23 protein-coding genes and 1 pseudogene are annotated in these 24551 nt (G+C 34.3%); all 24 read left to right on the top strand.

Annotated elements, in window-relative coordinates; all coding sequences use genetic code 11:
• Nucleotides 1-34 precede the first annotated feature (34 nt).
• Entirely contained in the window at nt 35-1120 is a 1086-nt protein-coding gene (gene ftsW, locus PGC14_RS08595; RefSeq protein WP_307742511.1) for a putative lipid II flippase FtsW, read from the top strand.
• Nucleotides 1117-2229, top strand: a complete 1113-nt coding sequence (murG, locus tag PGC14_RS08590; protein WP_271628677.1) for an undecaprenyldiphospho-muramoylpentapeptide beta-N-acetylglucosaminyltransferase — start codon at nt 1117-1119, stop codon at nt 2227-2229. The genes ftsW and murG overlap by 4 nt, the downstream gene beginning before the upstream one ends.
• Before the next feature lie 66 nt (nt 2230-2295).
• Nucleotides 2296-3558 carry a UDP-N-acetylglucosamine 1-carboxyvinyltransferase gene (gene murA, locus PGC14_RS08585; RefSeq protein WP_039765427.1) on the top strand — a complete coding sequence of 421 codons (1263 nt, stop codon included), beginning with the start codon at nt 2296-2298 and terminating at the stop codon, nt 3556-3558.
• A complete protein-coding gene (locus PGC14_RS08580) occupies nt 3533-4336 on the top strand; it encodes a cell division protein FtsQ/DivIB (protein WP_237738205.1) in 804 nt (267 codons plus the stop codon). Before murA ends, PGC14_RS08580 begins: the two co-directional genes overlap by 26 nt.
• 5 nt (nt 4337-4341) lie before the next feature.
• Nucleotides 4342-5085, top strand: a complete 744-nt coding sequence (locus tag PGC14_RS08575; RefSeq protein ID WP_271628676.1) for a DUF881 domain-containing protein — start codon at nt 4342-4344, stop codon at nt 5083-5085.
• 7 nt (nt 5086-5092) lie between these two features.
• Entirely contained in the window at nt 5093-5458 is a 366-nt protein-coding gene (locus tag PGC14_RS08570; RefSeq protein WP_011916489.1) for a small basic family protein, read from the top strand.
• A complete protein-coding gene (ftsZ, locus tag PGC14_RS08565; RefSeq protein WP_011916490.1) occupies nt 5451-6533 on the top strand; it encodes a cell division protein FtsZ in 1083 nt (360 codons plus the stop codon). The genes PGC14_RS08570 and ftsZ overlap by 8 nt, the downstream gene beginning before the upstream one ends.
• A gap of 177 nt (nt 6534-6710) precedes the next feature.
• Complete coding sequence (locus tag PGC14_RS08560) at nt 6711-7544, top strand: sigma-E processing peptidase SpoIIGA (protein ID WP_271628675.1); 834 nt, start codon at nt 6711-6713, stop codon at nt 7542-7544.
• Nucleotides 7545-7570: 26 nt separating this feature from the next.
• A complete protein-coding gene (sigE, locus tag PGC14_RS08555) occupies nt 7571-8305 on the top strand; it encodes an RNA polymerase sporulation sigma factor SigE (RefSeq protein WP_039765419.1) in 735 nt (244 codons plus the stop codon).
• Between the two features lie 87 nt (nt 8306-8392).
• Nucleotides 8393-9160: an RNA polymerase sporulation sigma factor SigG gene (sigG, locus tag PGC14_RS08550; RefSeq protein WP_011916493.1), complete on the top strand. Its 768-nt coding sequence runs from the start codon at nt 8393-8395 to the stop codon at nt 9158-9160.
• 124 nt (nt 9161-9284) lie between these two features.
• Complete coding sequence (locus PGC14_RS08545; protein ID WP_271628674.1) at nt 9285-10946, top strand: AMP-binding protein; 1662 nt, start codon at nt 9285-9287, stop codon at nt 10944-10946.
• Nucleotides 10947-11026: 80 nt separating this feature from the next.
• Nucleotides 11027-12328, top strand: coding sequence for a diaminopimelate decarboxylase (lysA, locus tag PGC14_RS08540; protein WP_271628673.1), 1302 nt, complete (start codon nt 11027-11029; stop codon nt 12326-12328).
• A 24-nt stretch (nt 12329-12352) separates the two neighbouring features.
• Nucleotides 12353-12985 carry a site-2 protease family protein gene (locus tag PGC14_RS08535; protein WP_271628672.1) on the top strand — a complete coding sequence of 211 codons (633 nt, stop codon included), beginning with the start codon at nt 12353-12355 and terminating at the stop codon, nt 12983-12985.
• A 38-nt stretch (nt 12986-13023) separates the two neighbouring features.
• The gene (gene trpS, locus PGC14_RS08530; protein WP_011916497.1) at nt 13024-14001 is read left to right on the top strand and encodes a tryptophan--tRNA ligase; all 978 of its coding nucleotides are present in this window, start codon (nt 13024-13026) and stop codon (nt 13999-14001) included.
• Nucleotides 13998-14699: a segregation and condensation protein A gene (locus PGC14_RS08525; RefSeq protein WP_271628671.1), complete on the top strand. Its 702-nt coding sequence runs from the start codon at nt 13998-14000 to the stop codon at nt 14697-14699. The genes trpS and PGC14_RS08525 overlap by 4 nt, the downstream gene beginning before the upstream one ends.
• An 18-nt stretch (nt 14700-14717) precedes the next feature.
• On the top strand, nt 14718-15251 hold the full coding sequence (gene scpB, locus PGC14_RS08520) for an SMC-Scp complex subunit ScpB (protein WP_271628670.1): 534 nt from the start codon (nt 14718-14720) through the stop codon (nt 15249-15251).
• A gap of 75 nt (nt 15252-15326) precedes the next feature.
• A complete protein-coding gene (locus PGC14_RS08515) occupies nt 15327-15872 on the top strand; it encodes a hypothetical protein (RefSeq protein WP_271628669.1) in 546 nt (181 codons plus the stop codon).
• The gene (gene ytfJ / locus PGC14_RS08510; protein ID WP_271628668.1) at nt 15856-16239 is read left to right on the top strand and encodes a GerW family sporulation protein; all 384 of its coding nucleotides are present in this window, start codon (nt 15856-15858) and stop codon (nt 16237-16239) included. The genes PGC14_RS08515 and ytfJ overlap by 17 nt, the downstream gene beginning before the upstream one ends.
• A gap of 87 nt (nt 16240-16326) precedes the next feature.
• Complete coding sequence (locus PGC14_RS08505; RefSeq protein ID WP_271628667.1) at nt 16327-16914, top strand: M23 family metallopeptidase; 588 nt, start codon at nt 16327-16329, stop codon at nt 16912-16914.
• A 102-nt stretch (nt 16915-17016) separates the two neighbouring features.
• Nucleotides 17017-18679 (top strand): annotated as a pseudogene (locus PGC14_RS13490) (HD domain-containing phosphohydrolase).
• Nucleotides 18666-19790, top strand: coding sequence for an RNA-binding domain-containing protein (locus PGC14_RS08490; RefSeq protein WP_011916505.1), 1125 nt, complete (start codon nt 18666-18668; stop codon nt 19788-19790). The pseudogene PGC14_RS13490 and the gene PGC14_RS08490 overlap by 14 nt, the downstream one beginning before the upstream one ends.
• 18 nt (nt 19791-19808) lie before the next feature.
• On the top strand, nt 19809-21194 hold the full coding sequence (locus tag PGC14_RS08485) for a tetratricopeptide repeat protein (RefSeq protein ID WP_039765257.1): 1386 nt from the start codon (nt 19809-19811) through the stop codon (nt 21192-21194).
• A 65-nt stretch (nt 21195-21259) separates the two neighbouring features.
• Nucleotides 21260-23179: a threonine--tRNA ligase gene (thrS, locus tag PGC14_RS08480; RefSeq protein WP_039765254.1), complete on the top strand. Its 1920-nt coding sequence runs from the start codon at nt 21260-21262 to the stop codon at nt 23177-23179.
• Nucleotides 23180-23295: 116 nt separating this feature from the next.
• Nucleotides 23296-24513, top strand: coding sequence for an iron-containing alcohol dehydrogenase (locus PGC14_RS08475; protein ID WP_039765414.1), 1218 nt, complete (start codon nt 23296-23298; stop codon nt 24511-24513).
• The last annotated feature ends 38 nt before the right edge of the window (nt 24514-24551 follow it).

Raw genomic sequence — 24551 nt, 5'->3', positions numbered from 1 at the left:
GTTTATGGGATGTGAAGGATGAATGGAAAAGAGGATGATTGACTATCCGCTTTTGTATATTGCACTTTTGTTATCTCTAATTGGGGTTGTTATGATATTTAGTGCAAGCTACTACTATGCTTACTATCACTTTAATGATAGTTATTATTTTCTCAAAAAACAATTAATTGGTCTTTTATTAGGAATAATAGTGATGTATATAACAAGCCAATTAGATTATAGAATCTTCAAAAAGTTTTCCATACTCCTTTACGTAATAGGAACAATATCACTTATATTAGTTTTAATTCCTGGTATAGGGAAACTTGTTAACAATGCACGAAGATGGATTGATATTGGGCCTGTTCAGTTTCAACCTTCAGAACTTGCAAAGTACGCGCTTGTGATATTACTTGCGAGCTATCTTGATGATACTGCTGAAAGCAAATCGAAGTTTAAGATTTTTGTTATATCCATGCTCTTGAGTGGAGTTTACTTTGCGCTTATATACAAAGAACCAAATATGAGTACGTCTATCTTAATACTTTGCATTACAATGCTGATGCTCTTTGCAGCAGGGCTTAATATAAGTTATTTTGTGACAATTGGGGTTTTATCTTTGCCTGTGTTATATTATCTCACAATTAAAGAAAAATATAGGGTTGAAAGAATCCAGGCCCTTTTCAATCCCTGGGCAGATCCAACTGATAAAGGTTATCAGATAATTCAGTCACTATATGCTATTGGTTCTGGTGGACTTTTTGGGATGGGGCTTGGACAGAGCAGACAGAAACTTTTGTATATTCCTGAACCTCATACTGATTTTATTTTCTCAATTTTATCTGAAGAGCTTGGTTTTGTAGGGGCTGTATTTGTAATAGTGTTATTTATATTATTCATCTGGCGTGGCATTGTCATTGCACTCCATGCACGTGATAGGTTTGGAACATTGCTTGCGTTTGGCGTGACAAGCATAATTGCCACTCAAGCAATTTTAAATATTGCTGTTGTGACAGCTTCTGTCCCTGCAACAGGTGTGCCACTCCCTTTTATAACGTATGGAGGGTCTTCTATACTATTCCACATGTTTGGTGTTGGTGTACTTTTGAGCATTTCAAGGAGGATTAAGGTGTTAAAATGAACAGGGGAGAAATTAGTATCGTATTCAGTGGTGGTGGAACTGGTGGACACATCTATCCAGCAGTTGCCGTTGCTGACTATCTTAAAAAAAGGTACAATAACTTAAATATAGTGTTTATAGGGACAAATGAGGGGTTAGAGTCAAAGATAGTTCCGCAGCATGGTTATAAAATTGAATATATTCAAGCAAAAGGACTAAAAAGAAGTTTAACCGTGAAAAATGTTGAGGTTTTTTTAAAGTTTATAAATGGGTACAGGCAAGCCTTGCAGATACTAAAGAGGATAAAACCCAAAGTGGTGTTTGTAACAGGCGGTTATGTGTCATTGCCTGTTGCATTTGCAGCAAGAAGGCTTATGATAAAAACAATTCTTCATGAACAAAATGCATATCCGGGGCTTGCCAATAAGATAATTTCAAGATTTTGTGAGAAAATCTTAATTAGCTTTGAAGAAAGTAAGAGATTTTTTAAAAACTCAAACAAAGTAGTGCTCACAGGAAATCCTATAAGGCTTGAGATATTCTCCTATGATGTAAGGGCTGCTAAAAGCTCCTTGGGTTTGGAAGATAAAATAGTAGTTTTGGCAGTTGGTGGGAGCAGGGGGGCTGAGAATCTCAACAAGGCAGTAATTAGACTTTCAAAAGAGTTTGAAGGATGTAAAGATGTGTATTTTATCCTCTCATCAGGTGATACAAAATATTTAGAGGCTGTGAACTTTGCTAATAGTTTAGGGGTCAAGTCAAATATAAAGATACTGCCTTATATTTCAGATATGCCAAGATATTTGGCAGCTGCAGATATTGTAATATCAAGAGCAGGTGCAATTGCCATATCTGAAATAACTGCATTGGGGAAGCCAAGCATAATTGTGCCATCGCCATATGTTGCAAACAACCATCAAGAGTACAATGCAAGGGCACTTGAAAAAGTAGGGGCTTGTTTTGTTGTGCTTGAAAACGAACTTGAAAGTGATAAGTTGAAAAGTTCTCTTGAAAAGCTAATATACGACAAGGATTTATACAAAAAAATGAGTGAAAACAGCAAAAAGATGGGAAAACCTGAGGCAACTCAGAATATAGGAAAGATTTTTGAAGAGTATTTATCATTGTAACAAATATTAAAGGCAATGAATAAAATAATATGCGACACTATTGTTGGTGCTTTGCAGGGTACAAACATGCAAACACTCATTATTGAGGGTCCAACTTTTTTATATGGTGAGATTGAAATTGAGGGTGCAAAAAACGCAGCATTGCCCATTCTAACAGCTTCAATCTTAGCAGAAGGGCAAGTCATAATAAAAAATGTACCTGACATTGCTGATGTAAGACATACTATTGAGATACTTGAATATCTTGGATGCAAAACAAGGTTTGAGGACAACATTGCATATATTGATCCAACTTCAATTAAGAACTTTACAATTCCTCCACAGTGTGCCAAGATGATGCGCTCAAGCATATTATTTCTTGGAGCAATCTTGAGCAAATTCAAAGAAGTGAGACTTACAAACCACCCTGGGGGTTGTGAGATAGGCCAACGTCCCATTGACCTTCATATATCTTCATTTGTCCAGCTTGGCATAGAGGTTTTTGAATATGACAACACAATTGAATGCAGATGCGATTCCGTAAAAGGTGGAGAGGTGTTTTTACCAATACCCTCTGTTGGTGCTACCGAAAATATTATACTTGCTTCGGTTTTCTGTGACGGTGAGGTTATAATTAGAAATGCTGCAAAAGAACCTGAGATAGCAGACCTCTGCCACTTTTTAAACAAGCTTGGAGCAAGGATAAAAGGCGCAGGGACTCATACCATTAAGATTGAAGGCGTAAAAAGGTTAAGAAATGAAGTAGATCATTATGTTGTCATTCCTGATAGAATTGTTGCAGGGACGTATCTTTGTGCTGTTGCAACATGTGGGGGAGAAGTTTTACTGAAGAATGTTTTTCCGCGGCATTTAGATTCGATACTTCATATCCTTAAAAGTGCGGGATGTAAAATAAAAGAGCAAAGAGATAAGGTATATATCAAAAAAGACAGAAGATTAAAAGGAAACCAAAAGATTACAACACATTATTATCCGGGATTTCCAACTGATCTTCAAGCTCCTGTTTGTACTGTGTTTTCTATAGCTGAAGGGGTAACCATAATAAAAGAAACTATTTTTGAAAGCAGGTTCAAGCATGTTCCAGAACTTAATAAAATGGGTGCTCAGATACATGTAGAAAAGGACATAGCTATTATAAATGGAATTGAGAAGCTAAGGGGTTGTCAGGTTTTTGCTCAGGATTTAAGAGGTGGAGCAGCACTTTTTATTGCGGGGCTGTGTGCAGAGGGAAAGACAGAGATTGTAACTGCAGAGCATATAGACAGAGGGTATGAAAGGATTGAAGAGAAGTATTCAACCTTAGGTGCCAAGATTAGAAGAGGTCAATAAACTAAAATTAACAATTGCTATAAAAGGTGAGTGGAAATACCAAATGGGTAGATTTGCGAGAAAGTTTATTGTATTATTAATCTTAGTAGTACTAACTGCTATATTTGTTTTCAGGTTAGATTACTTCAATGTGAAAGAGTTTAGTATACATAATTTGAAAAGAGTCAAAAAAGATGATATTATAAAAATACTACAACAATATCAAAATCAGAATATACTGAATATAAATACAAAAGAGATTAGGCAAAAACTTCTGGAAAACCCCGAGATTGAAGATGTGAAAATCACAAGGCGTTTTCCAAATATGCTAATTTTAGAGGTTTATGAAAAAGAGACTGTGGGTCTTATAAAATATTTAAATTCTTATATAGAAGTTGATAAAAATGGGTATGTAATAAGAATAGAAGGAGATTTGCCGAAAAAGTCAATCATATTTGAAGGTCTCAAAGTGAATGAAGCTACGGTTGGCAAGAAACTTGATATAGACGATGAGCTGCTATTTGATGAAGGATTGCGAGTTGCAAATAGTTTAAAAAAGTTTGATATTTTTGGCAAATTTAATGTTGATTGTGTCACTGTCTCACTAAAAAGTGTAAACAATATTGAATTCAAAATAGACAAGCTAATAGTCAAGGTAGGTGACCTCTCAGAAATAGATTATAAGCTAAGGCTTTTAAAAAGCGTTTATGAAAAGCTTCCCAGACACATTGAAGGTACAATAACTCTGAATTCAAATGGAATTGCTACATTCAGTCCAAACACTGAGGAGGACAATTGATTGCTATGAAAATCAGGATAAAAAAACCAACAGGTGGACAAGTTGCAACTGCTATTTTGTTATTGATTTTAGGAATTTTAATTTCAATGCAGATAAAGAGTGTAAGGCAAAGTAATGAGCTAAAAAACCTTGAAAAGGCAAGAGCAATTGAACTTGCTGAACAGATAAACCAGCTGAGAAAAGAAAATAGTAGTTTGAGGTCTCAAATTTATGAGTTGGAAAGCAAAATAAAAGAATATCAAGATTCTGCTGCAAGCATTAGCAAAACAACAGAGCTTTTAAAAGATGAACTTGACAAGGTAAAGATATTAGCAGGACTTACAGATGTTGAAGGGCCTGGTATAATAATTACACTTGATGATAGCAAAGTTCCTGCAACAGCAAATGTTGACCCGAATAGTTTTCTTTTGCACGATTCAGATATATTACAGGTTATAAATGAACTGAGAGCAGCTGGGGCTGAGGCTATATCTATAAATGACCAGAGGGTGGTTAGCACAACCGAGATAAGATGTGCAGGTCCAACAATCAGCATAAACAATACTCGTTATTCTACCCCGTACATAATAAAGGCTATTGGTGATCCTAAAATTTTGAAAAATTCACTTATGATGCGGGGTGGTATTATAGACCTTTTAAAGGAGTTTTCTATTGAGGTGAAAATTGAAGAGGCTTCAAATATTGTAATTCCGAGGTATACAGGGACTTTAAAATTCAACTACGCGAAGATTAAAAGTGAGGGAAGTTGATGAGAAGATGATTATACTTGTACTTGCCCTTGCGATAGGTATTTTGATAGGTATATTTATTCCAGTAAGTATTCCACAGGATTATTCGTCATATGTAGCAGTGGGACTTCTTGCAGCACTTGATTCAATATTTGGTGCTCTAAAATCAAACTTGAAAGGTGATTTCAAAATTGACATATTCATATCTGGTTTTGTTGGCAATACATTAATTGCTATGCTTTTTGCGTATTTAGGTGACAAGCTTGGTATTCCTCTATACCAAGCGGCTGTTGTTGCGTTTGGTGTTAGGATTTTTCAGAACTTTGGTGAGATGCGAAGAGTACTTTTGCTAAAAAACAAGAGTTTTGCTAAGGGGGAGAACAAGGATGATTAGTTTTGACACTGAAAAGATGACTGTTGCTCAGCTAAAAGTAATTGGTGTTGGTGGGGCGGGTAATAATGCAGTAAACAGGATGATTGATGTTGGAGTATCTGGGGTGGAATTTATTGCAGTCAACACAGACAAGCAGGCTTTGCAGCGCTCAAAAGCACATTATAAGATTCAAATAGGCGAAAAAGTAACAAAAGGACTTGGAGCAGGAGCTGACCCGGAGATTGGAAGAAAGGCAGCGGAGGAGAGCAAAGAAGAGATATCTCAGGTTTTAAAAGGTGCTGACATGGTATTTATTACAGCTGGGATGGGCGGTGGTACAGGGACAGGTGCATCCCCTGTTGTTGCTGAAATTGCAAAAGAACTGGGTATATTGACAGTTGCAGTGGTCACAAGGCCTTTTAAAAGTGAAGGTGCAAAACGTAGAATCAATGCTGAAAAAGGAATTGAGGAACTAAAGAAAATAGTTGATACTATAATAATTGTACCTAATGATAGACTATTTATGCTTTCAACAAATAAGAGCTTGAAGATTTCTGATGCGTTCAGAATGGCAGATGACGTTCTAAGACAAGGTGTTCAGGGTATCTCTGATATAATCTTGAATGCGGGGCTTATCAATGTTGACTTTGCAGATGTAAAGGCTATTATGATGAACAAGGGATATGCACATATGGGTATTGGCAAGGCAAAAGGAGATGAAAAGGTTTTGAAAGCTTTAGAGCAGGCTATTAACAGCCCACTTTTGGAAACGTCAATAAAAGGTGCAAAGGGAGTATTGGTCAACTACACAGGTAACCCAGAAGAGCTTTTGCTTGATGAGATTGAAAAGGCAAACGAACTTATCTCATCTGAGGCTGATGAGAATGTCAACTTTATCATGGGAATTGTTTTCAATGAAGAGATGAAGGATGAGGTTCAGGTCACTGTCATTGCAACTGGTTTTGATTCTGTGGAAGATAGTCAGCAAAATCAGCAAACCAGTAAGATTTCTTCATCCAAGACAAGTAATCTACAAAGTCTTTTCCAAGACGATGATATATTTGAAATTCCAATATTCCTAAAGAACAAAAAATAAAGCAAAAAGACCCTCTGCAGAATGTATGCAGGGGGTTTTTTTGTGGCGAAATTGCATGAAATATGGATAAAAATGAAAAGTGGATTCTTTTATATTTTGACATAAATTTCAACTGTAGAGAAGTATAATTTTACTTAGAAATACCAATTTGATGAGAAAGATGTTTTAAATCAAATCATGATTATCTATGCTGATGTGTATATATTGGAGAACTTAGTTATTAACTACTTTATTTTCCTCATAACTGCGTATATCACAAGAACAAATGTTAGTAGTTTCAAGATACTTTTTACAAGCATTTTGGCTTCACTTTATTCTTTGCTACAATTTTATCCCCCCATGCAATTTTTATACTCAATATTTGGTAAGATAATTGTATCTGTAATTTTTGTTTATCTAACTTTTTGGCCCAAAAAATTTTTCATCTTTCTAAGACAGCTGCTCAGTTTTTACCTTGTTACAATAATGTTCGGTGGTATGGTATTTTTCCTTTATTATATAACAAAAAGCAGCTTTGTAATTGATGTTCAGGTTAAACTTAAAAATGTACTGATAGCTCTTGGATGTTCTTTGATTGTCTTTAAACTGTCATATGAGCTGATACTCAAAAGAATGTATAAAGAATCACTTATAAGATACATAAAATTCAAGATAAATGACGTAGAATACAATTGTACGGCTTATGTTGATACAGGGAATAACCTAAAGGAGCCATTTTCAGGAAGACCAGTTGTAATTGTGGAGAGAAATTTGCTAAGAGAAAAAGGTAACCAAGCTGACATATCTACCCAGAATTTGGAAGAACTACAAAAACATCTTGGACATAAAATTGTTCTCATTCCTTACAATTCTATTGGACAGGAACATGGAGTTCTAATTGGAGTGATACCTGATGAGTTTTACATCTCAGAGAATAGGAACACATGGACAAAAAGGGATGTGGCAATCGCTTTGTACGATAAGAAGATATCAAACAGGTATTCAGCCTTACTTGGCCCTGACTTAATTTGATTTTTAAAGGAGGTTTTAGGATGAAGATGAGATTTGAATCAAAACTTTTAAATTATGTTTTGGAACTTTTTAAAAAGCTTGGTTTTCAGCTTTCTGATTCACAGATAACTGAACTATTTTATATTGGCGGATGTGAGACATTGCCACCCCCACTTACTCCAGAGGAAGAGTCTGAGATTTTGAATAAGATTCATTATGAGAGGAAGGAAGAACTAAAAAAGGTATTGGTTGAGAGAAATTTACGACTTGTTGTCTATATTGCAAGAAAATTTGAAAATACCAAGATAAATCTTGAGGACTTAGTATCAATTGGTACGATTGGACTTATTAAAGCTATCAATACATATAATCCTGACAAAAACATCAAGCTTGCAACGTATGCATCAAAATGTATTGAAAATGAAATTTTGATGTTTTTGAGAAGAAACTCACATAGAAAACTGGAACTTTCAATAGACGAGCCATTAAATATTGACTGGGACGGAAATGAGCTTTTGCTATCTGATGTTTTGGGAACAGATTCTGAGGGGGTTTACAGCAGTATTGAAAGTAATGTCGAAAAAGAAGCACTTCTCAAAGCAATCCAAAAACTTCCAAAAAGAGAAAAGAGGATTGTAGAGCTCAGATTTGGATTTAGTGATGAAGGTGAGAAGACGCAAAAAGAGGTTGCTGATATGTTGGGAATTTCCCAAAGTTATATCTCCCGATTAGAAAAAAAGATTATTACAAGACTTAAAAAAGAGTTAGCAAAGATTATATAAAATACCAACTATTTTTAGAATAATTGCCTCCCTTAGAGTAAATACTAAACCTTAGTTAAGCTTTTGAAAAAAGGGGGAGGCTACAATTTGAACAAGGTAGAGATTTGTGGTGTTAACACATCAACTCTCCCTATGCTGAGTCATGAAGAGAAAATTGAGCTTCTAAAGAAAATGAAAAACGGAGACAAAGAGGCACGGAAACAATTCATAGAAGGGAATTTAAGGCTTGTTTTAAGTGTTGTTCAGAAATTTGCAAATCGTGGTGAGAATTTGGATGACTTGTTTCAGGTTGGTTGCATAGGACTTATTAAGGCTATTGACAATTTTGACCTTTCACAAAATGTCAAATTTTCAACTTATGCTGTTCCAATGATAATCGGTGAGATAAGAAGGTATTTGAGAGATAACAATGCAATGAGAATATCAAGGTCGTTGAAAGACACAGCCTACAAGGCACTAAAAATAAAAGAAAGGTATATAAGCCAAAATTACAGAGAACCGACCTTAGAGGAGATAGCTAATGAGCTTTGTATTTCAAAAGAAGATTTGGTTTTTGCACTTGACTCTATACAAGAACCTATTTCACTTTATGAACCAATTTTCCAAGACAGCACTGATACAATGTATGTAGTTGACCAAGTAAGTGACCAAAAGTCGTGTGAGAATCTATGGCTTGAAGAAATTTCATTAAAAGATGCATTGAGCAGGCTAACAAAACGCGAAAAAGAGATTTTATACCTAAGATATTACAAAGGGAAGACACAAATGGAGGTAGCGACTATTATTGGTATTTCACAAGCTCAAGTGTCGAGAATAGAGAAAAGTGCAATTGGACATATTAAGAAATATATATAAGATTTTCTCTGTTGACAATTTATGCATTTAAAATTTATAATAATCTAAAACCATTAATGAGCCTTTTACCTTATTTCAAAAACAAGGTAAAAGGCTTTGTGAATTTTAAGGGGGCAATGGCAGGATGGCTTTGATTGATATGACTATTCCTGATTATTTTGATATAATAGCAGAAAAGTATGCAGAAAATCTTGCTGTAATTTATCATCATGAGAAGATATACCTTACATATAAACAGTTTAAAAAAATAGTTGAAGATACAGCAAAAGGGTTTTTGGCAATAGGGATTCAAAAAGGTGAGCATGTTGCTGTATGGGCAACCAACAAGTTAGAATATCTTGTCTCTATTTTTGCCCTTGCAAAGATTGGAGCTGTTTTGGTCACAGTAAATACTAATTATAAAATCTATGAACTTGAATATCTGCTAAAACAGTCAGATAGTTCAACTCTCATATTTATAGAAGGCTTTAAGGATTCAAATTATTTAGAAATTATAAAAAAGTTAAATCCACAACTTAAAAACTGTGAAAAAGGAAAACTTGAAAATCCAAACTTGCCATACTTGAAAAGACTAATTTTTATCGGAAAAGAGTCCCACAGAGGAATGTACACATGGAATGAGGTTGTAGATCTCGGTAGAAGGGTTTCAGATGCTGATCTTTATCAAAGACAAAAAAGCCTTCAGCCTGATGAGGTTATCAATATGCAATACACATCCGGCACGACAGGATTTCCAAAAGGAGTTATGCTTACACACAAGAATATTCTAAACAACGGATATGCAATTGCTGAGTGTATGAAGCTTACGCATAACGACAAACTTTGCATTCCTGTTCCGTTTTTTCACTGTTTCGGTTTGGTGCTAGGAATTACTGCTTGTGTTACAAAAGGTGCTACTATGGTACCTCTTGACCATTTTAATCCACTTATGGTAATGGAGACAGTCCACTATGAAAGGTGTACCGCTCTTCATGGTGTGCCTACAATGTTCATTGCAATCTTGCAGCATCCTGATTTTAACAAGTTTGATTTTTCGTCACTCAGAACAGGTATTATGGCAGGCGCACCTTGTCCTATAAAGGTCATGAGAGAAGTTGTTGAAAAGATGAATATGAAGGAAATAACAATTGCGTATGGTCAGACAGAGGCATCTCCTGTGATAACTCAAACAAGGGTAGACGACCCTCTTGAGTTTAGAGTGTCAACTGTGGGTAGACCATTAGAAGGTGTTGAGGTTAAAATTGTTGATATAAACACCAAAGAAGAGGTTCCAAACGGCACAATTGGTGAAATTTGTACAAGAGGCTACAACATTATGAAAGGGTATTATAAAATGCCTGAGGCAACAAAACAGGCAATTGACCAAGATGGGTGGCTTCACACAGGAGATTTAGGGTACATAGACCAAAATGGGTATTTGAGAATTACTGGAAGGCTTAAAGACATGATAATAAAAGGAGGGGAAAATATATACCCTCGTGAGATAGAAGAATTTTTGTATACACATCCTGCTATAAAGGATGTTCAGGTGGTTGGAGTTCCGGACAAAGTATATGGTGAGGAAATAATGGCGTTTGTGATTTTGAAAGATGGAGCCTCAGTGACTGAGGAAGAGATAAAAGAGTATGTAAGACAGAATCTGTCACGTCATAAAACGCCCAAGTATGTCATATTTGTTGATAGCTTTCCTACAACTGCTAACGGTAAGGTTCAAAAATACAAGCTTCGAGAGATGGCAATAGAAATGTTAAATCTTCACGATGCAGCGAATATTGAAACTGCCTGAGATTTTGCAAAGTGCAGCTTGAATTTGAGCAATTTTGTATGTTAGAATTATTAAAACCTTTTTTGGAGGGAAGAAAAAAGATGCAACTTCGATATGGACTTGAAATTTCCCATAAAGGCAATCTTTCGTGGGAAGGAATTGACCTTCTTGATTTAATAGAGATGTATGGAACACCTCTTTATGTTATGAATGAGAGAATGATTAGGGAAAATATAAATAGATTCAAAAATGCATTAGAAAAATATTTTGGACAAAACGGGCTGGTAATCTATGCATCAAAGGCGTTTTGTACAAAAGCAATGTGCCAGATTGCAAAACAAGAGGGAATAGGGCTTGACGTTGTGTCAGGTGGGGAGTTGTTTACTGCTCTTTCAGTAGACTTTCCAACTGATAAGATATTTTTCCATGGAAATAATAAGACATATGGTGAACTTGAAATGGCAGTTGAAAATGGAGTAAAAATTGTAATTGACAACTTTGACGAGCTTGAGATGCTAAGTGTTATCTGCAAAACAAAATCAAAGAAAGCAAATGTTCTCATCAGGGTAAAGCCGGGAATTGAAGCACACACTCATGAATTTATCCGAACAGGTCAGATAGACTCTAAGTTTGGTGTTGCTCTTGAAAACGGCGAGGCATTTTCAATGGTAAAAAAGATTTTAGAGATGGATGAGCTAAAACTGATAGGTCTTCACTGTCATATAGGTTCTCAGATTTTTGAGACAGCACCGTTTAAGCTTGCAGCAAGGGTTATGCTTGAGTTTATATTAAAAATAAAGAGAGAGCTTAATTATGAAATAGATATTTTAGATTTAGGTGGTGGATTTGGAATTAAATATACTGCTTTTGACCAGCCACCTCAAATAGAAAAATTTATAGAGGCTATATCTGAAGAAATAGAAGAGTTTTGCCAGCAAAAAGGGCTCAAAAAACCTTTTATAGTCTTAGAGCCAGGTCGTTCAATTGTAGGTGAGGCAGGAATTACTCTTTATACAATTGGAAGCATAAAAGAAATTCCTAATGTGAGAAACTATGCATCTGTTGACGGTGGGATGACAGACAATCCACGCTATGCTCTTTACCAGGCAAAGTATGATGCATATGTTGTTGAAAATCCAATTGGCGAAAAAGTAAAGGTGTACACAATTGCAGGAAGGTGTTGTGAGTCAGGAGACATTTTAATAAAAGACATTAAATTACCAGAACTCAAAACTGGTCAGCATCTTGCTATTTTGGCCACGGGGGCATATAATTATTCTATGTCGAGTAATTACAACAGGTTTACACGCCCTGCAGTTGTACTTTTAAAAGACAGTCAGGTTAGAGTAATTGTAAAGCGAGAGACTTATGAGGATATAGTCAGAAATGATTTGGAAATATAAATAAACTTTTTGGAGAGGTATATTATGATTTTGCCAAATATTTTAACTGTGCTACTTCGAATTCCTGGGCTTTTGTTTGCAATCTCTGTCCACGAGGCAGCTCATGGATATGTTGCTTATTTGCAAGGAGATGATCTTCCAAAAAGGCAGGGAAGAATTACGTTAAATCCGCTGCCGCATATTGATATTTTTGGAATAATTGCTTTGATGTTATTTGGTTTTGGGTGGGCAAAACCTGTTGTCACTGACCCAAGAAACTACAAAAATCCAAAGGTTGGAATGGGTCTTACAGCTTTAGCAGGGCCTGTTGCAAATATTCTCTCAGCAATTGTATTTGCTATAGTATTGAAGTATATTGACAAGTACAACCTTGTTTCAAATAGATATGTTTTGATTATGCTGCAACAAGCGTATTTCATCAATGTATATCTTGCTATATTCAATCTTTTGCCAATACCACCACTTGACGGGTCTAAGATCTTGTTTATATTTGCACCCGCAAAATATATAGAATTCTACTATAGATTCGAATTAATTGGACAGATAATACTCATTGCATGTATATTTTTTGCACCGTATTTGCTTTCATTTGTCTTACAGCCAATTGCTTATTTTGTCTTTACTTTTATTGATTTTATCTTAAAGCTATTTCCTTAAATTTCTTTTCAAACATCAAAAGATGGGAGAAGGAGAGAATGAAGAGAGTTTTGTCAGGCACAAGACCAACAGGTATTTTACACTTAGGAAACTACTTTGGGGCGATAGAGAGCTGGGTAAAACTCCAAGACCAATATGAATGTTACTTTTTTGTTGCTGATTGGCATGCACTTACAACAGGGTATGAGGACACTACTAATTTAAGAGAGTACACAAAACAGGTGGTTATAGACCTTTTGGCAAGCGGGCTTGACCCTAACAAGTGTACAATATTTGTTCAGTCGCATGTGCCAGAACATGTTGAGCTACATCTTTTATTTTCCATGATAACGCCACTTTCTTGGCTCTACCGCTGCCCAACTTATAAAGACCAAATGAGAGAGTTGAAAGAAAAGAATATTGCTACCTATGGTTTTTTAGGGTATCCTTGTTTGCAGGCAGCAGACATATTGATATACAAAGCTGAACTTGTTCCAGTTGGAGAAGACCAGCTTCCACACTTAGAGCTCACGAGAGAAATTGCAAGAAGATTTAATTACTTGTATGGACAAATATTTCCAGAACCGCAACCAATTCTAAATACTGTTAAAGTTTTGATTGGCACAGATGGGCGAAAGATGAGTAAAAGTTATGGCAATACAATTGCGCTGTCTGAAGATTTAGAGAGTGTACGCAAAAAAGTAATGAACATGGTTACAGACCCAGCAAGAATTCGAAAGAATGACCCAGGACATCCAGAAGTTTGTACAGTATTTGCTTACCATAAGATATTTAGCGAAGATACTGTTGATGAAATAGAGATAAACTGCAGAGAAGGTAAAATTGGTTGTGTAGAGTGCAAAAAGAAGCTATTTGATAATCTTTCTAAGTTCTTAGAGCCAATTCAAAGCAAAAGAAAGAAACTTGAAAATGATATTGATTATGTCCTTGGTGTAATTGAGGAAGGTGCAAAAAAAGCTCGAGCAATTGCTTCCCAGACATTAAAAGAAGCAAAGGATAGGGCAGGGCTGTTATGAATTTTGAGGTGAAGCTTCCTAATTTTGAAGGACCGCTTGACCTTTTGCTTTATCTTATAAAAAAAGAGAAGATAAACATCTATGATATTCCAATTGCTGAAATTACTAATCAGTATCTAATGTATATAAACCATTTAGACACAATAAATGTAGATTCTATATCTGAATTTTTAGTTATGGCAGCAACACTTTTGGAGATTAAATCAAAAATGCTTTTGCCAAAGCTACAAGAGGAAGAAGAAGACCCGCGGCAAGAACTTGTTGAAAGGTTGAGAGAGTATCAAAAGTACAAAGAGGTTGCAATTTACTTGAAAGAAAATCATCCATATAGAGAAAGCTACAAAAGAGCATTTGAACTTAGAAATTTTGAGAGCAATTTCGTGGTAAAGGTTGATGTGAATAAACTCATTGAAACATACAGGAATATTTTATCAAAAAAAGAAACTACTTCTTCTGACAATGACAAAAGACTCCAAGAAATTACCAAAAAGCAGACAATCTCTATTTTGAAAGTGATAAAACAGGTTTTAGAGTATATAAAACAAAAAGGGGTTGCGTATTTTAGTAGCCTTATAAGAGGGATTTCAAAAGAGGAGATAGTATATAGATTTTTGGCCATTTTGGAGCTATGCAAATTAGGACATATTTCTGTACATCAGCAAAAGGTATTTGATGATATTAAAATCACAAAAAGGTAGAGAGGCTCAAAATAAAACATGGATAAGGCAGCTGTAAAATCAGTTTTAGAAAGCATATTATTTTTGAGCGCAGAACCCATTGAAATAGCCAAAATTGCAAAGATTTTGGATATTTCAGAGAAGGAAGTTGAAGATTGCATTGAAGAGCTAAAAGAAGAATACAAGAACCAGAAAAGAGGCTTTATAGTTATAAAAGAAGAAAAAGGGTATACTTTAGTTACGAATCCTGAAAACTCAAAGTATATAAAAGAATATTTTGATTTTGAGCAAAAACAATCTTCACTTTCGCAGGCAGCGTATGAGGTGCTATCAATAATTGCATTAAATGGTCCAATAACAAGGCAGGAGATAGAAAAGATAAGAGGTGTTAGTAGCGATAATGTTATAAAGAGCCTTCTTGAAAAGGGGCTTATAAAAGAAGCAGGGAAGCTTGATACAATAGGAAAACCCACTTTGTATGAAGTGACAGAGCTTTTTTATTACTCTCTCGGTATACAAAATCTTGAGGAGTTAAAAGAAAAGATTATGCAAAGAGAGGATACATCAATTTGATGTATCCTCTTTTTATTTTGTGGAAATAATTTTTAATAAAATCTGAGAAAAGGAAGAAATTTATGAGAACTTGAGATGGTATTGTTAACCTTAATTTTATTGACTTTCGTATATCTCATTCTCCCTAAGGTATTTAAGATTGATATAGAGTTTAAAGATTTTTTTATAGTCAATATAAGATTTAAAGTTATTTCATTTTATATAAGAATTTTTAATTATAAATTTCCGAACAGAGCCGATTCCAAGAAGGCACAAGCAGTTAAAAAGAAGAAAAGAAAAAGAGGCAGACCTAAAGTATCTTTAAAAAGTTTTTATAAACTTTTCAAGATTTTTTTGTCAGTCTCAATTATAAAGATAGAAAAAATAGTTACATGGGTATATTGCACAGACATTTTTGTTTTGAGTATTTTAAGTGGAATTATATATTCTATCTGGGGAATATTATTATCATGTGGGGAAAAGGTGAAGATTGATTATAAAGGTTTTACTGAAAGCAATTTTGCGGATAGCTATTTCAAAATTAACTTGAAACTTAAAATTTTTCCAGTGAAAATTTTGATTAATTCAAAAGCAATAGTAAAAAATTTAAGGGGTGTTTTGAACTATGACACATCCAATTGAGATGTTAATGCAGACAACTATGGAAAACTTAAAACAGATGATTGACGTAAACACAATTGTAGGCGATGCTGTTCAAAGTTCTGGTGGTGCTGTTATTATACCAGTTTCCAAAGTGTCTTTTGGATTTGTAGCAGGCGGTGGTGACATAAAGCAAGATAGTAACAAGGGTAACAAAGCAGAGGACAACACTCCCCTTTTTGCAGGTGGAACTGGTGCTGGAATTTCTGTGATGCCAATTGCCTTTTTAGTTGTGACACAGGACCAAATAAGACTTTTAAATGTATCAGCAAATAACAGCGTGGAGAGAATTATTGACATCATCCCATCTATTATTGAAGACATAAAGGATATTATTCAGAGAAGATGATAGCAAAAGCTTGCTATCATCTTTTTTTGTTCCGCAGAATAAAAATTAAACAGAAAAAAATAAAGAATAAAAAGGGGTGTTTGGAAAATGAAAAGGAAAAAATTTACAAAGGATACCTCAAGTTCAAAAAACAATTTATTGGTTGTAAAACTTTTTGTAGTTTTAGCTGTAATAATATTTATAGTGGCTTTCAGATACCAATATCTTAAATTTGAAAACTTTAACATTGAAGAGCTTAAAAAATACTATACGTCCGATGAAAAGGTGTATAAATATATAGAAGATTTTGTCAGAGATTTTTTAAAAATAAAAGGTGCAACTGTCAATGTTTACAAAGACAGTTCAATTAAAAAGGAAGATTCAAATACTTTTTTATATCCAGCAGATGGTCAGATAGAATTTTCACAAGATGGAGGATACTTTATAGTTGTTACAAAAACGACTAATATAATTGCTCCATGTAGTGGCACAGTCATAAGTATCAAAAACAAAGCTGGCAGGTTTGATATAGCAATCCAAGATGAGAAAAATGTCTTCTACATACTAGAAAATTTAGATATTTTAAGTGTACAAAAAGGAAAAATGGTAAAAAAAGGTGAAGTAATTGGTCAAAAAAAGCCTTTTGAGCTTTCAGAGAAAGATTTTATATATTTTAAAAGGAAAGAGGCTATGTAGTTTATTTATTTTTTACAAATGACTTGTTAAGTCAAGATATGTTATACTAAATTTAGACAAAAGTCAACAAAGGATTAAGTTTAAAATAGAGGATGTGGCAAAGTGGAATTGAGAATTAAAATACTTATTGTTACTATTTTGGTGGCATTTTTACCAACTTCGATTGTAGCTGCATATGTAATGACGAGTATAATACCACAGTATGAGAAGATTACGTATGACTATTTTGTAACTCAACAAGAAAAATCATTAGAAAGAATTAAAGCAAAGGTTTTCGAAGACATGACGAATTTTGCCAAAGAATATGCCATATGGAATGAGATTTATGAAGCAGTTTTGATGGGTAAACTAAGTACAATTGAATTTTACTGGACAAATTGGTTATATCAAAAACCATATGATTTTTCAATTATTGTAGGTTTTGATAAGCAAGGAAAGATTATTTGCTCATATTCTAAGTATCAGTCGATTAAAGATATAAATATTAACAAGTTATCTAAAATTGTACAAAAGACAATAAGTAAACAATACATTATTTATAAAGAGGTTAGTTTAATACCTGTGGAAAAAGGATTCATAAAATTTAATGATAAAATTTATGCATTTGTTTGTAGCCCGGTTTTAGATGACAAAAATCTTAGTCGGCCAGTTATAGGTGCTCTTTTTTTAGCAAAGGATATAAAAAATTTTGTTTCTTTGATTCAGCCCTATGTTGTAAATAATGTGTATTTTCAACCTAAGGAATCTTCAACTCGGCCAAATAGATTACTCAGAAATGAAATTGCCATAACTGATATAGACAATAACATCTTAGGTAGTATAGTTTTAGACTATGACGAAAAGCCGCTTGTTTTGGTAAAGAAGCATTTTGAAAACCTTTTAATAGCTATGTTTATGATTTTAACAATCCTAACCTTATTGATCTCATTTATAAGTGGAATGTATTTGACAAATAGAATACTCAAGCTTGAGGAGTATGCGATAGGCCTTTTTTCAAGGATAAATGGTGAAGCTACTCTTCCAAAACCAAATGTAAAAAAAGAAGGTAAGTTTGAAAATGTTGAGACAATTCTCACTTATTTTTCGAATGAGATAAAGAGCAAGATTTCACTTTTGAAAACTCAAGATGACCTTTAGAGAGTTTTTTGAAAAGGAGAGGAGAAATTTTGAAGGAGCAATTAAACTACTTATATCTATAATAGAAATGAAAGACCCATATACTAAAGGACATGCTGAAAGAGTAATGCAATATAGTAAAAAGATTGGACAGAAGCTTGTCAATCAAAAAGGGTATAAAATAAATTTATTTGATTTAGAAATAGCTGCATACCTGCATGACATTGGTAAGATTGTAGTGCCAGAAAATATTCTCAACAAAAGAGGAAAGCTTACTGATGAAGAATATTCTATTGTCAAAAGACATTCCTTAGATGGATATAACATTCTTTCAAATATTGAATACTTTGATAGTATAAAGGATATTGTCCTGTATCACCATGAGAACTTAGATGGAACAGGATATCCACTTGGTATAAATGGAGATAAGATTCCAGTGGAATCAAGGATAATAGCGATAGCAGATGTGTTTGATGCACTTACGACTGACAGACCTTACAGAAAAGCATTCTCTGAAGAAGAAGCACTGATTATGATGAAAAATGATGTGGGAAAGAAGTTTGATCCAGAGATATTTGAGGTGTTTTTAGAGGTTTTAGCAGAGGAAAAAATTTCAAATGTTGAGATGAAGATAGATGGACAAGTATAAACTTAAGATATTGCTTGAGTCTGACGAAGGACCAAAACTTGATTTTAAAAGTACTCTTTCCTTAGAGACAGAAGGTGAAAAAAAAGAGCTTGTTAAAGATGTAATTGCTATTGCGAATTCAAGAGGTGGCAGAGGTTATATCATATTTGGTGTTGAAGACAAGACGAAGAGAATTTTTGGAATAAAAAATGAAAATTTAACAGAAGAAAAAATTCAGCAGATAATCTCAAGTAGGTGTGATCCACCCGTCTCAATCAAGTTTGAGATTGTGGAGTACGAAGGAAAGAAGTTAGGAATACTTACAATCTATAAAAGTAGTTTACGTCCTCACCAAATGGTGCAAAACGGAGTATTCTATATTAGGCGCGGTTCTACTACAGATGTTGCAAAACGGGAAGAGATTGCTTCTATGTTTGAAGAAAGTGGTATTGTCAACTTTGAGATGTCAATTATAAGAAATGCAGGAATTTCTGACCTTGACTCAGAGCTGATAAGTTTGTTTTTTAGGAAAAGTGGGATTGCTTCCGAGTGGGACAATACAATTCTGCTTGAGAGCTTTGGGATTATTCAACGAGACAGAGAAAATGGAAATTTCTACCCTACTATAGCAGGAATGCTTGTATTTGGCAAGTGCCCAGAGCGTTTTATACCTTCTGCTTATTTGAGTTTTGAATTTTTTGACCACAATCAAATTATTTGTGGTAACATATATAGTATAATAAATACAGTTATAAATGAGCTGACACAAATGTACCCACAAAAAGATTTATGGGCATTGTTTGAAGCTATTGCAAATGCGCTTGTGCATAGAGACTATTATGATTTAACAAGGTCTACTGTAGTAAAGATTGGTGAAAAGTTTATTGAAGTTGCAAATCCTGGATGTCTTTTGGAAGGCAATATGATTTATAACATGGGAAGAGAGATTATACCGCGAAGGCGAAATCCGTGGATTTATCAAAAGATGATCATTTTGGACGAACATAATCTGTTTTTAAAGGGTGGTAAAGGAATAGGGAGAATCAAAAAGACATATCCCACCGCAAAGATAATAAATATAAACTCTCAAAATACCTTTAAAATTATTTTGCCGCCAATAGATAAATTGTAAAGAGGAGTATGTATTGAAATGGTCAAAGGGAAGGTTATAAATTTGCACCCTACATCATCAAGGTTTTTTAAAATAGGGATTAAACATTATGAAAGAGGCGAGATAGAGCTTGCCATTGAGAGATTAAAAAGAGCGCTTGAGCTTGACAGCAAAAACATAGAGATAAAGTTCAACTTAGCAGGGCTATTGGCTCAGATTGGGGATTTTGAAAGTTCGAATAAACTCTTGACTGAACTTACCACCGACAACCCTGAGTTTTACGACTCACTATTTGGGCTTGGTTGTAATTTCTTTGAGATGGGGAAACTGAGAGAAGCAAAACATTTTTTAAGAAGGTATCTCAAGCTTAGCAATAACACTGAGTTTAAAGAAGCTGCGGAAGACCTTCTTGACTTTATTGAGACCCAGCAGGAATTTGAAAGAGAACAAAAAGAGATGGAAAAACTGACAAAACTGTTGGAAAGGGGTAACTTTCTTTTAGAAAATGGTCGGTATGAAGATGCTGTAAAGTATTTTAAGATGATATTGGCAAAGGACGATACAATCTTTGCTGCAAGGAACAATTTGTCGCTTGCTTATTTTTATATGGGAGAGATCGAAAAGGCTATTCACGAGGCAAAAAAGGTTTTAGAGATTGATAAGTACAATGTTTATGCAAACTGCAATTTGGCGTTTTTTTATAGTACAATTGGCAAGACAAAAGAACTCAAAAAACAGCTAAGAACAATTTTAGAGCTGAAAACATACGACCATAAAGACAAGATTAAGGTTTTAGACACGTTAATAAAATTAAACCAACATGCTGCAATTGTAGACAGGGCAGGTGAGCTTTTTGAAATTACAAAAGAGCCCTATTTTAAACATATCCAAGCTATCAGTTTGTATAATACAAGACAGTATGTAAAAGCTAAAAAGATATGGAAAGACCTAAAAAAGAATTATAATATGCCTGAGATAAAGATTGATTATTTTCTGAAAAAAATTGATGATGTAATGAAAACATTTAAAAAAGACACAATAGACTATTTTGAAACAGGTTTTGGAAATCTTTCAAAGTTAGAAGAGAAAGAGTTTAGAAGCCAACTTCAAAAACACATTGACATGTATTTTTCTCAAACATTTGAGGAAAATGCAAAGAGGATAATGGATATTATAGCCGAAAATGTAAAGCTCAACAATGAAGACAAAGATGGTATTTCTCAGCTTCTTAATGCTCTTCCACTTGAGAAGCAAAGGCTAAACTTTACTGCAATTGCAGCTATTGTTTATTACGTGTATAAGAAGTATCTTCTTAGGCAAAAGGTAAAGCAAAAAGATGTGGCTGAACGTTTTGGTATTTCTCAAGCTGTATTTTCAAAATGGTTTAGAGAATTCAAAGGACTTTTATTGGGAGAAGACGTATAAGGTATCTTCAATTTATTAGAAAATTTAATACTAATCTATATACAAAAAGGAGGAAAAGACACAATATGGAAAAAGTAAATGTCACGCTTCCAGATGGTAAGATAATTGAGGTTGAAAAATCTACCTTAGCTTTGGATTTGGTAAAATCAATAAGTATGAAGCTTTACAAAGAAGCAGTTGCGTGTAAAATAAACGGCATTTTGAAAGACTTATGGACACCTATTGATGAGGATTGTAGCTTTGAGGTTGTCACATTTGCGAGTGATGAAGGCAAAAGAGTATACTGGCACACAACCTCACATATTTTAGCCCAGTCTGTCAAAAGGCTCTTTGGGGATAAAGTAAAACTTGGTATAGGACCTGCAATTGACAATGGTTTTTATTACGACTTTGATGTTGAAGAGTCAATTACAAAGGAGCTTTTGGAAAAGATTGAAGAAGAGATGCAAAAAATAATAAAAGAAGATTTGAAGATTGAGAGATTTGAACTTTCAAGAGAAGAAGCAAAAAAACTTATGCAACAAAGAGGAGAAAACTACAAAGTTGAGCTTATAAATGATATTCCAGAGGGAGAGATTATATCTTTTTATAAGCAAGGTGAATTTGTTGACCTTTGTACCGGTCCACATCTTCCTTCAACGGGGAGGGTAAAAGCGTTCAAACTACTTTCTGTAGCAGGTGCGTATTGGCGCGGAAATTCTAAAAATAAAATGCTTCAAAGAGTTTATGGAATATCATACGAGAAAAAAACGCAACTTGATGAATACCTTACAATGCTTGAAGAAGCAAAGAGAAGAGATCATAGAAAGCTTGGAAGGGAGCTTGATTTATTTGATATTTTCGAGGAAGGGCCAGGATTTCCTTTCTTTTTGCCAAAAGGGATGATTATAAGGAACATATTAGAAGACTTTTGGAGAGAAGAACATAAAAAAAGAGGTTATCAGGAAATAAAAACTCCTATAATGTTAACGAAAGACCTTTGGGTTCAGTCAGGGCATTGGGATCATTATAAAGAAAATATGTATTTTACCAAAATAGATGATCAGGAATTTGCAATAAAACCTATGAACTGTCCGGGTAGCATATTGGTATATAAAAGAAAATCACATTCGTATAGGGAACTTCCTGAGCGACTGTGTGAACTTGGGCTTGTCCACAGACACGAGCTATCTGGTGTATTGCATGGTCTTATGAGGGTAAGATGCTTTACACAAGATGATGCTCATATATTTATGTTACCTTCACAGATAAAAGATGAAATAAAAGGTGTAATTGATCTTATCGATTATTTTTATAGTGTATTTGGTTTCAAATATCATGTTGAACTTTCAACAAGGCCTGAAAATTCAATGGGAACAGATGAACAATGGAATATGGCTGAAACTGCCCTTAAAGAAGCTTTAGAGGAAGTAGGTATAAATTACAAAATAAATGAAGGTGATGGAGCTTTTTATGGACCCAAAATTGATTTTCATCTTGAAGATAGTTTGAAAAGAACGTGGCAGTGTGCAACAATTCAACTTGATTTTCAAATGCCAGAAAGGTTTGACTTATATTATATAGGTGAAGATGGTGCAAAACATAGGCCAGTAATGTTACACAGAGTTGTTTTTGGCAGTATAGAGAGATTTATTGCAATACTTACTGAACACTTTGCTGGTGCATTTCCAGTATGGTTAGCACCAATTCAAATAAGAGTAATACCAGTATCTGATAATTTCAATGACTATGCAGCTAAAATATCCCAAACACTCAAGGAGAATGGATTCAGAGTTGAAGAAGATTTCAGATCAGAAACCGTGGGGTATAAAATAAGAGATGCTCAACTACAAAAAATACCATATATGGTGATTGTGGGTGAAAAAGAGCGAAGGGAAAATACTATAGCGGTAAGAGACAGAAAGAAAGGAGATTTAGGTTCATTTACCATTGATAAGTTTGTATCAATGGTGAAAGAGAAAGTAGAGAAAAAGGTTATAGAATGAAAATTAAAAAAGGCTGCCAGAACATTATTAATGAGAACATGGGCGGTTTTAATGTGGCAGCCTTTTTTAAATTCTTTTTATTATACAAAATAAATCTCAAAAAGGGGCGAACTGATATGGAAGTTGTATGGGAAGAGCCGTACGAGTCTTTTTCAAGATTTATAAATAAAAATGGTTATAATTCTTTGTTGGTTATATGTGATAAAAATACCTTTGATGTGTGTGCAGTCAAGGTGAAAGAGACAGTTGAAAAAAGCAATAGGAAGTGTAAAATAATATGCTTTGAAGCAGATGTAACAGCAGATGAATTTGCGCTTGGAAAGGTATTATTTGAAATAGAACAAGCAGATATATTTGTGGGCGTAGGAAGTGGAACAATTTCTGACATAACACGGTATACAGCATACAAGTTCAAAGTCCCGTTTGTTTTGTTTCCAACAGCACCTTCAATGGACGGGTTTGCTTCTTCTGTTGCAGCACTTACTATAAATGGATTAAAAACAACAGTACTGGCTTCATCACCAGAAGCTATATTTGTGGATACGGAAGTTATAGAAAATTCGCCTGAAATTTTGAAAAAGGCAGGATTCGGAGATTTGATGGGTAAGATAACTGCTTTACTTGACTGGCAACTTTCAAATATTTTGTTTGAAGAGAAAATAGACTGTGAAGTATTACGTATTATGAAAAATACGTATCTGAGAACATTAAATTCAGTTGGTGTAAATGATTTTTGTAAAAATTTGCTGGAAGGTCTAATAACCTCTGGTATCATGATGGTCAGGGTTAACTCTTCTCGTCCTGCATCAGGTTGTGAACACCATCTTTCTCATTTTTGGGAATATCACAGAATAAAAACTTATCATGGGATAAAAGTTGGGCTTGCAACCCTCTATGTGCTGAGGTTTTATGAGCACTTTTTAAATCTTGATAAATCCAGAATTCATGAAAGGAAAGAATATAAAGTAGATATTAAAACGTGGGAGGATGCAATAAAGAAAGGATTTCAACCAACTTTTGGAAGTATAATAAAGAAAAATATTGAAAGAGTAAGCAAGTTAAATGATAAAGAGTTTAGAACTCAAGTGATAAACAGGCTTGTTGAAAAGAAAGAGGTTATAGATAAGTTGATAAGAGACGCAATTGGTGTGTATGATGAGCTGATTGATGCTTACAAAAAACTTGAAATGCCTATGAATTATTGGGAGATTGGTATAGATGAGAATCTTTTTAAGATATCATTTTTATGTGCACCGAATATCAGAGAAAGATTTACAATACTGCATTTGTACGAATTTTTAGGCTTGACAGATGAGGTTGTACGAAGCTTCTGAGTATGTTCTGTTTTGATACCAGCAATTTTGGGAATAAA

The organism is Caldicellulosiruptor sp. DIB 104C, assembly GCF_028198085.1.
Classification (GTDB): Bacteria; Bacillota; Thermoanaerobacteria; order Caldicellulosiruptorales; family Caldicellulosiruptoraceae; genus Caldicellulosiruptor; species Caldicellulosiruptor saccharolyticus.
Note: the sequence above shows the minus strand (reverse complement) of the source record. Positions and strands in the feature narration are given on the sequence as shown.

Excerpts from the sequence above, each read along its gene's own strand:
- PGC14_RS08575 (WP_271628676.1), top strand. The coding sequence starts at position 4,342 with ATGAAAATCAGGATAAAAAAACCAACAGGTGGACAAGTTGCAACTGCT.
- PGC14_RS08505 (WP_271628667.1), top strand. The coding sequence starts at position 16,327 with ATGAAAAGGAAAAAATTTACAAAGGATACCTCAAGTTCAAAAAACAAT.
- ftsW (WP_307742511.1), top strand. The coding sequence starts at position 35 with ATGATTGACTATCCGCTTTTGTATATTGCACTTTTGTTATCTCTAATT.
- PGC14_RS08535 (WP_271628672.1), top strand. The coding sequence starts at position 12,353 with ATGATTTTGCCAAATATTTTAACTGTGCTACTTCGAATTCCTGGGCTT.
- PGC14_RS08545 (WP_271628674.1), top strand. The coding sequence starts at position 9,285 with ATGGCTTTGATTGATATGACTATTCCTGATTATTTTGATATAATAGCA.
- PGC14_RS08490 (WP_011916505.1), top strand. The coding sequence starts at position 18,666 with ATGGACAAGTATAAACTTAAGATATTGCTTGAGTCTGACGAAGGACCA.
- PGC14_RS08475 (WP_039765414.1), top strand. The coding sequence starts at position 23,296 with ATGGAAGTTGTATGGGAAGAGCCGTACGAGTCTTTTTCAAGATTTATA.
- PGC14_RS08525 (WP_271628671.1), top strand. The coding sequence starts at position 13,998 with ATGAATTTTGAGGTGAAGCTTCCTAATTTTGAAGGACCGCTTGACCTT.
- ytfJ (WP_271628668.1), top strand. The coding sequence starts at position 15,856 with ATGACACATCCAATTGAGATGTTAATGCAGACAACTATGGAAAACTTA.
- ftsZ (WP_011916490.1), top strand. The coding sequence starts at position 5,451 with ATGATTAGTTTTGACACTGAAAAGATGACTGTTGCTCAGCTAAAAGTA.
- trpS (WP_011916497.1), top strand. The coding sequence starts at position 13,024 with ATGAAGAGAGTTTTGTCAGGCACAAGACCAACAGGTATTTTACACTTA.
- sigE (WP_039765419.1), top strand. The coding sequence starts at position 7,571 with ATGAGATTTGAATCAAAACTTTTAAATTATGTTTTGGAACTTTTTAAA.
- murG (WP_271628677.1), top strand. The coding sequence starts at position 1,117 with ATGAACAGGGGAGAAATTAGTATCGTATTCAGTGGTGGTGGAACTGGT.
- thrS (WP_039765254.1), top strand. The coding sequence starts at position 21,260 with ATGGAAAAAGTAAATGTCACGCTTCCAGATGGTAAGATAATTGAGGTT.
- PGC14_RS08485 (WP_039765257.1), top strand. The coding sequence starts at position 19,809 with ATGGTCAAAGGGAAGGTTATAAATTTGCACCCTACATCATCAAGGTTT.
- scpB (WP_271628670.1), top strand. The coding sequence starts at position 14,718 with ATGGATAAGGCAGCTGTAAAATCAGTTTTAGAAAGCATATTATTTTTG.
- PGC14_RS08515 (WP_271628669.1), top strand. The coding sequence starts at position 15,327 with ATGGTATTGTTAACCTTAATTTTATTGACTTTCGTATATCTCATTCTC.
- PGC14_RS08570 (WP_011916489.1), top strand. The coding sequence starts at position 5,093 with ATGATTATACTTGTACTTGCCCTTGCGATAGGTATTTTGATAGGTATA.
- lysA (WP_271628673.1), top strand. The coding sequence starts at position 11,027 with ATGCAACTTCGATATGGACTTGAAATTTCCCATAAAGGCAATCTTTCG.
- murA (WP_039765427.1), top strand. The coding sequence starts at position 2,296 with ATGCAAACACTCATTATTGAGGGTCCAACTTTTTTATATGGTGAGATT.
- PGC14_RS08560 (WP_271628675.1), top strand. The coding sequence starts at position 6,711 with ATGATTATCTATGCTGATGTGTATATATTGGAGAACTTAGTTATTAAC.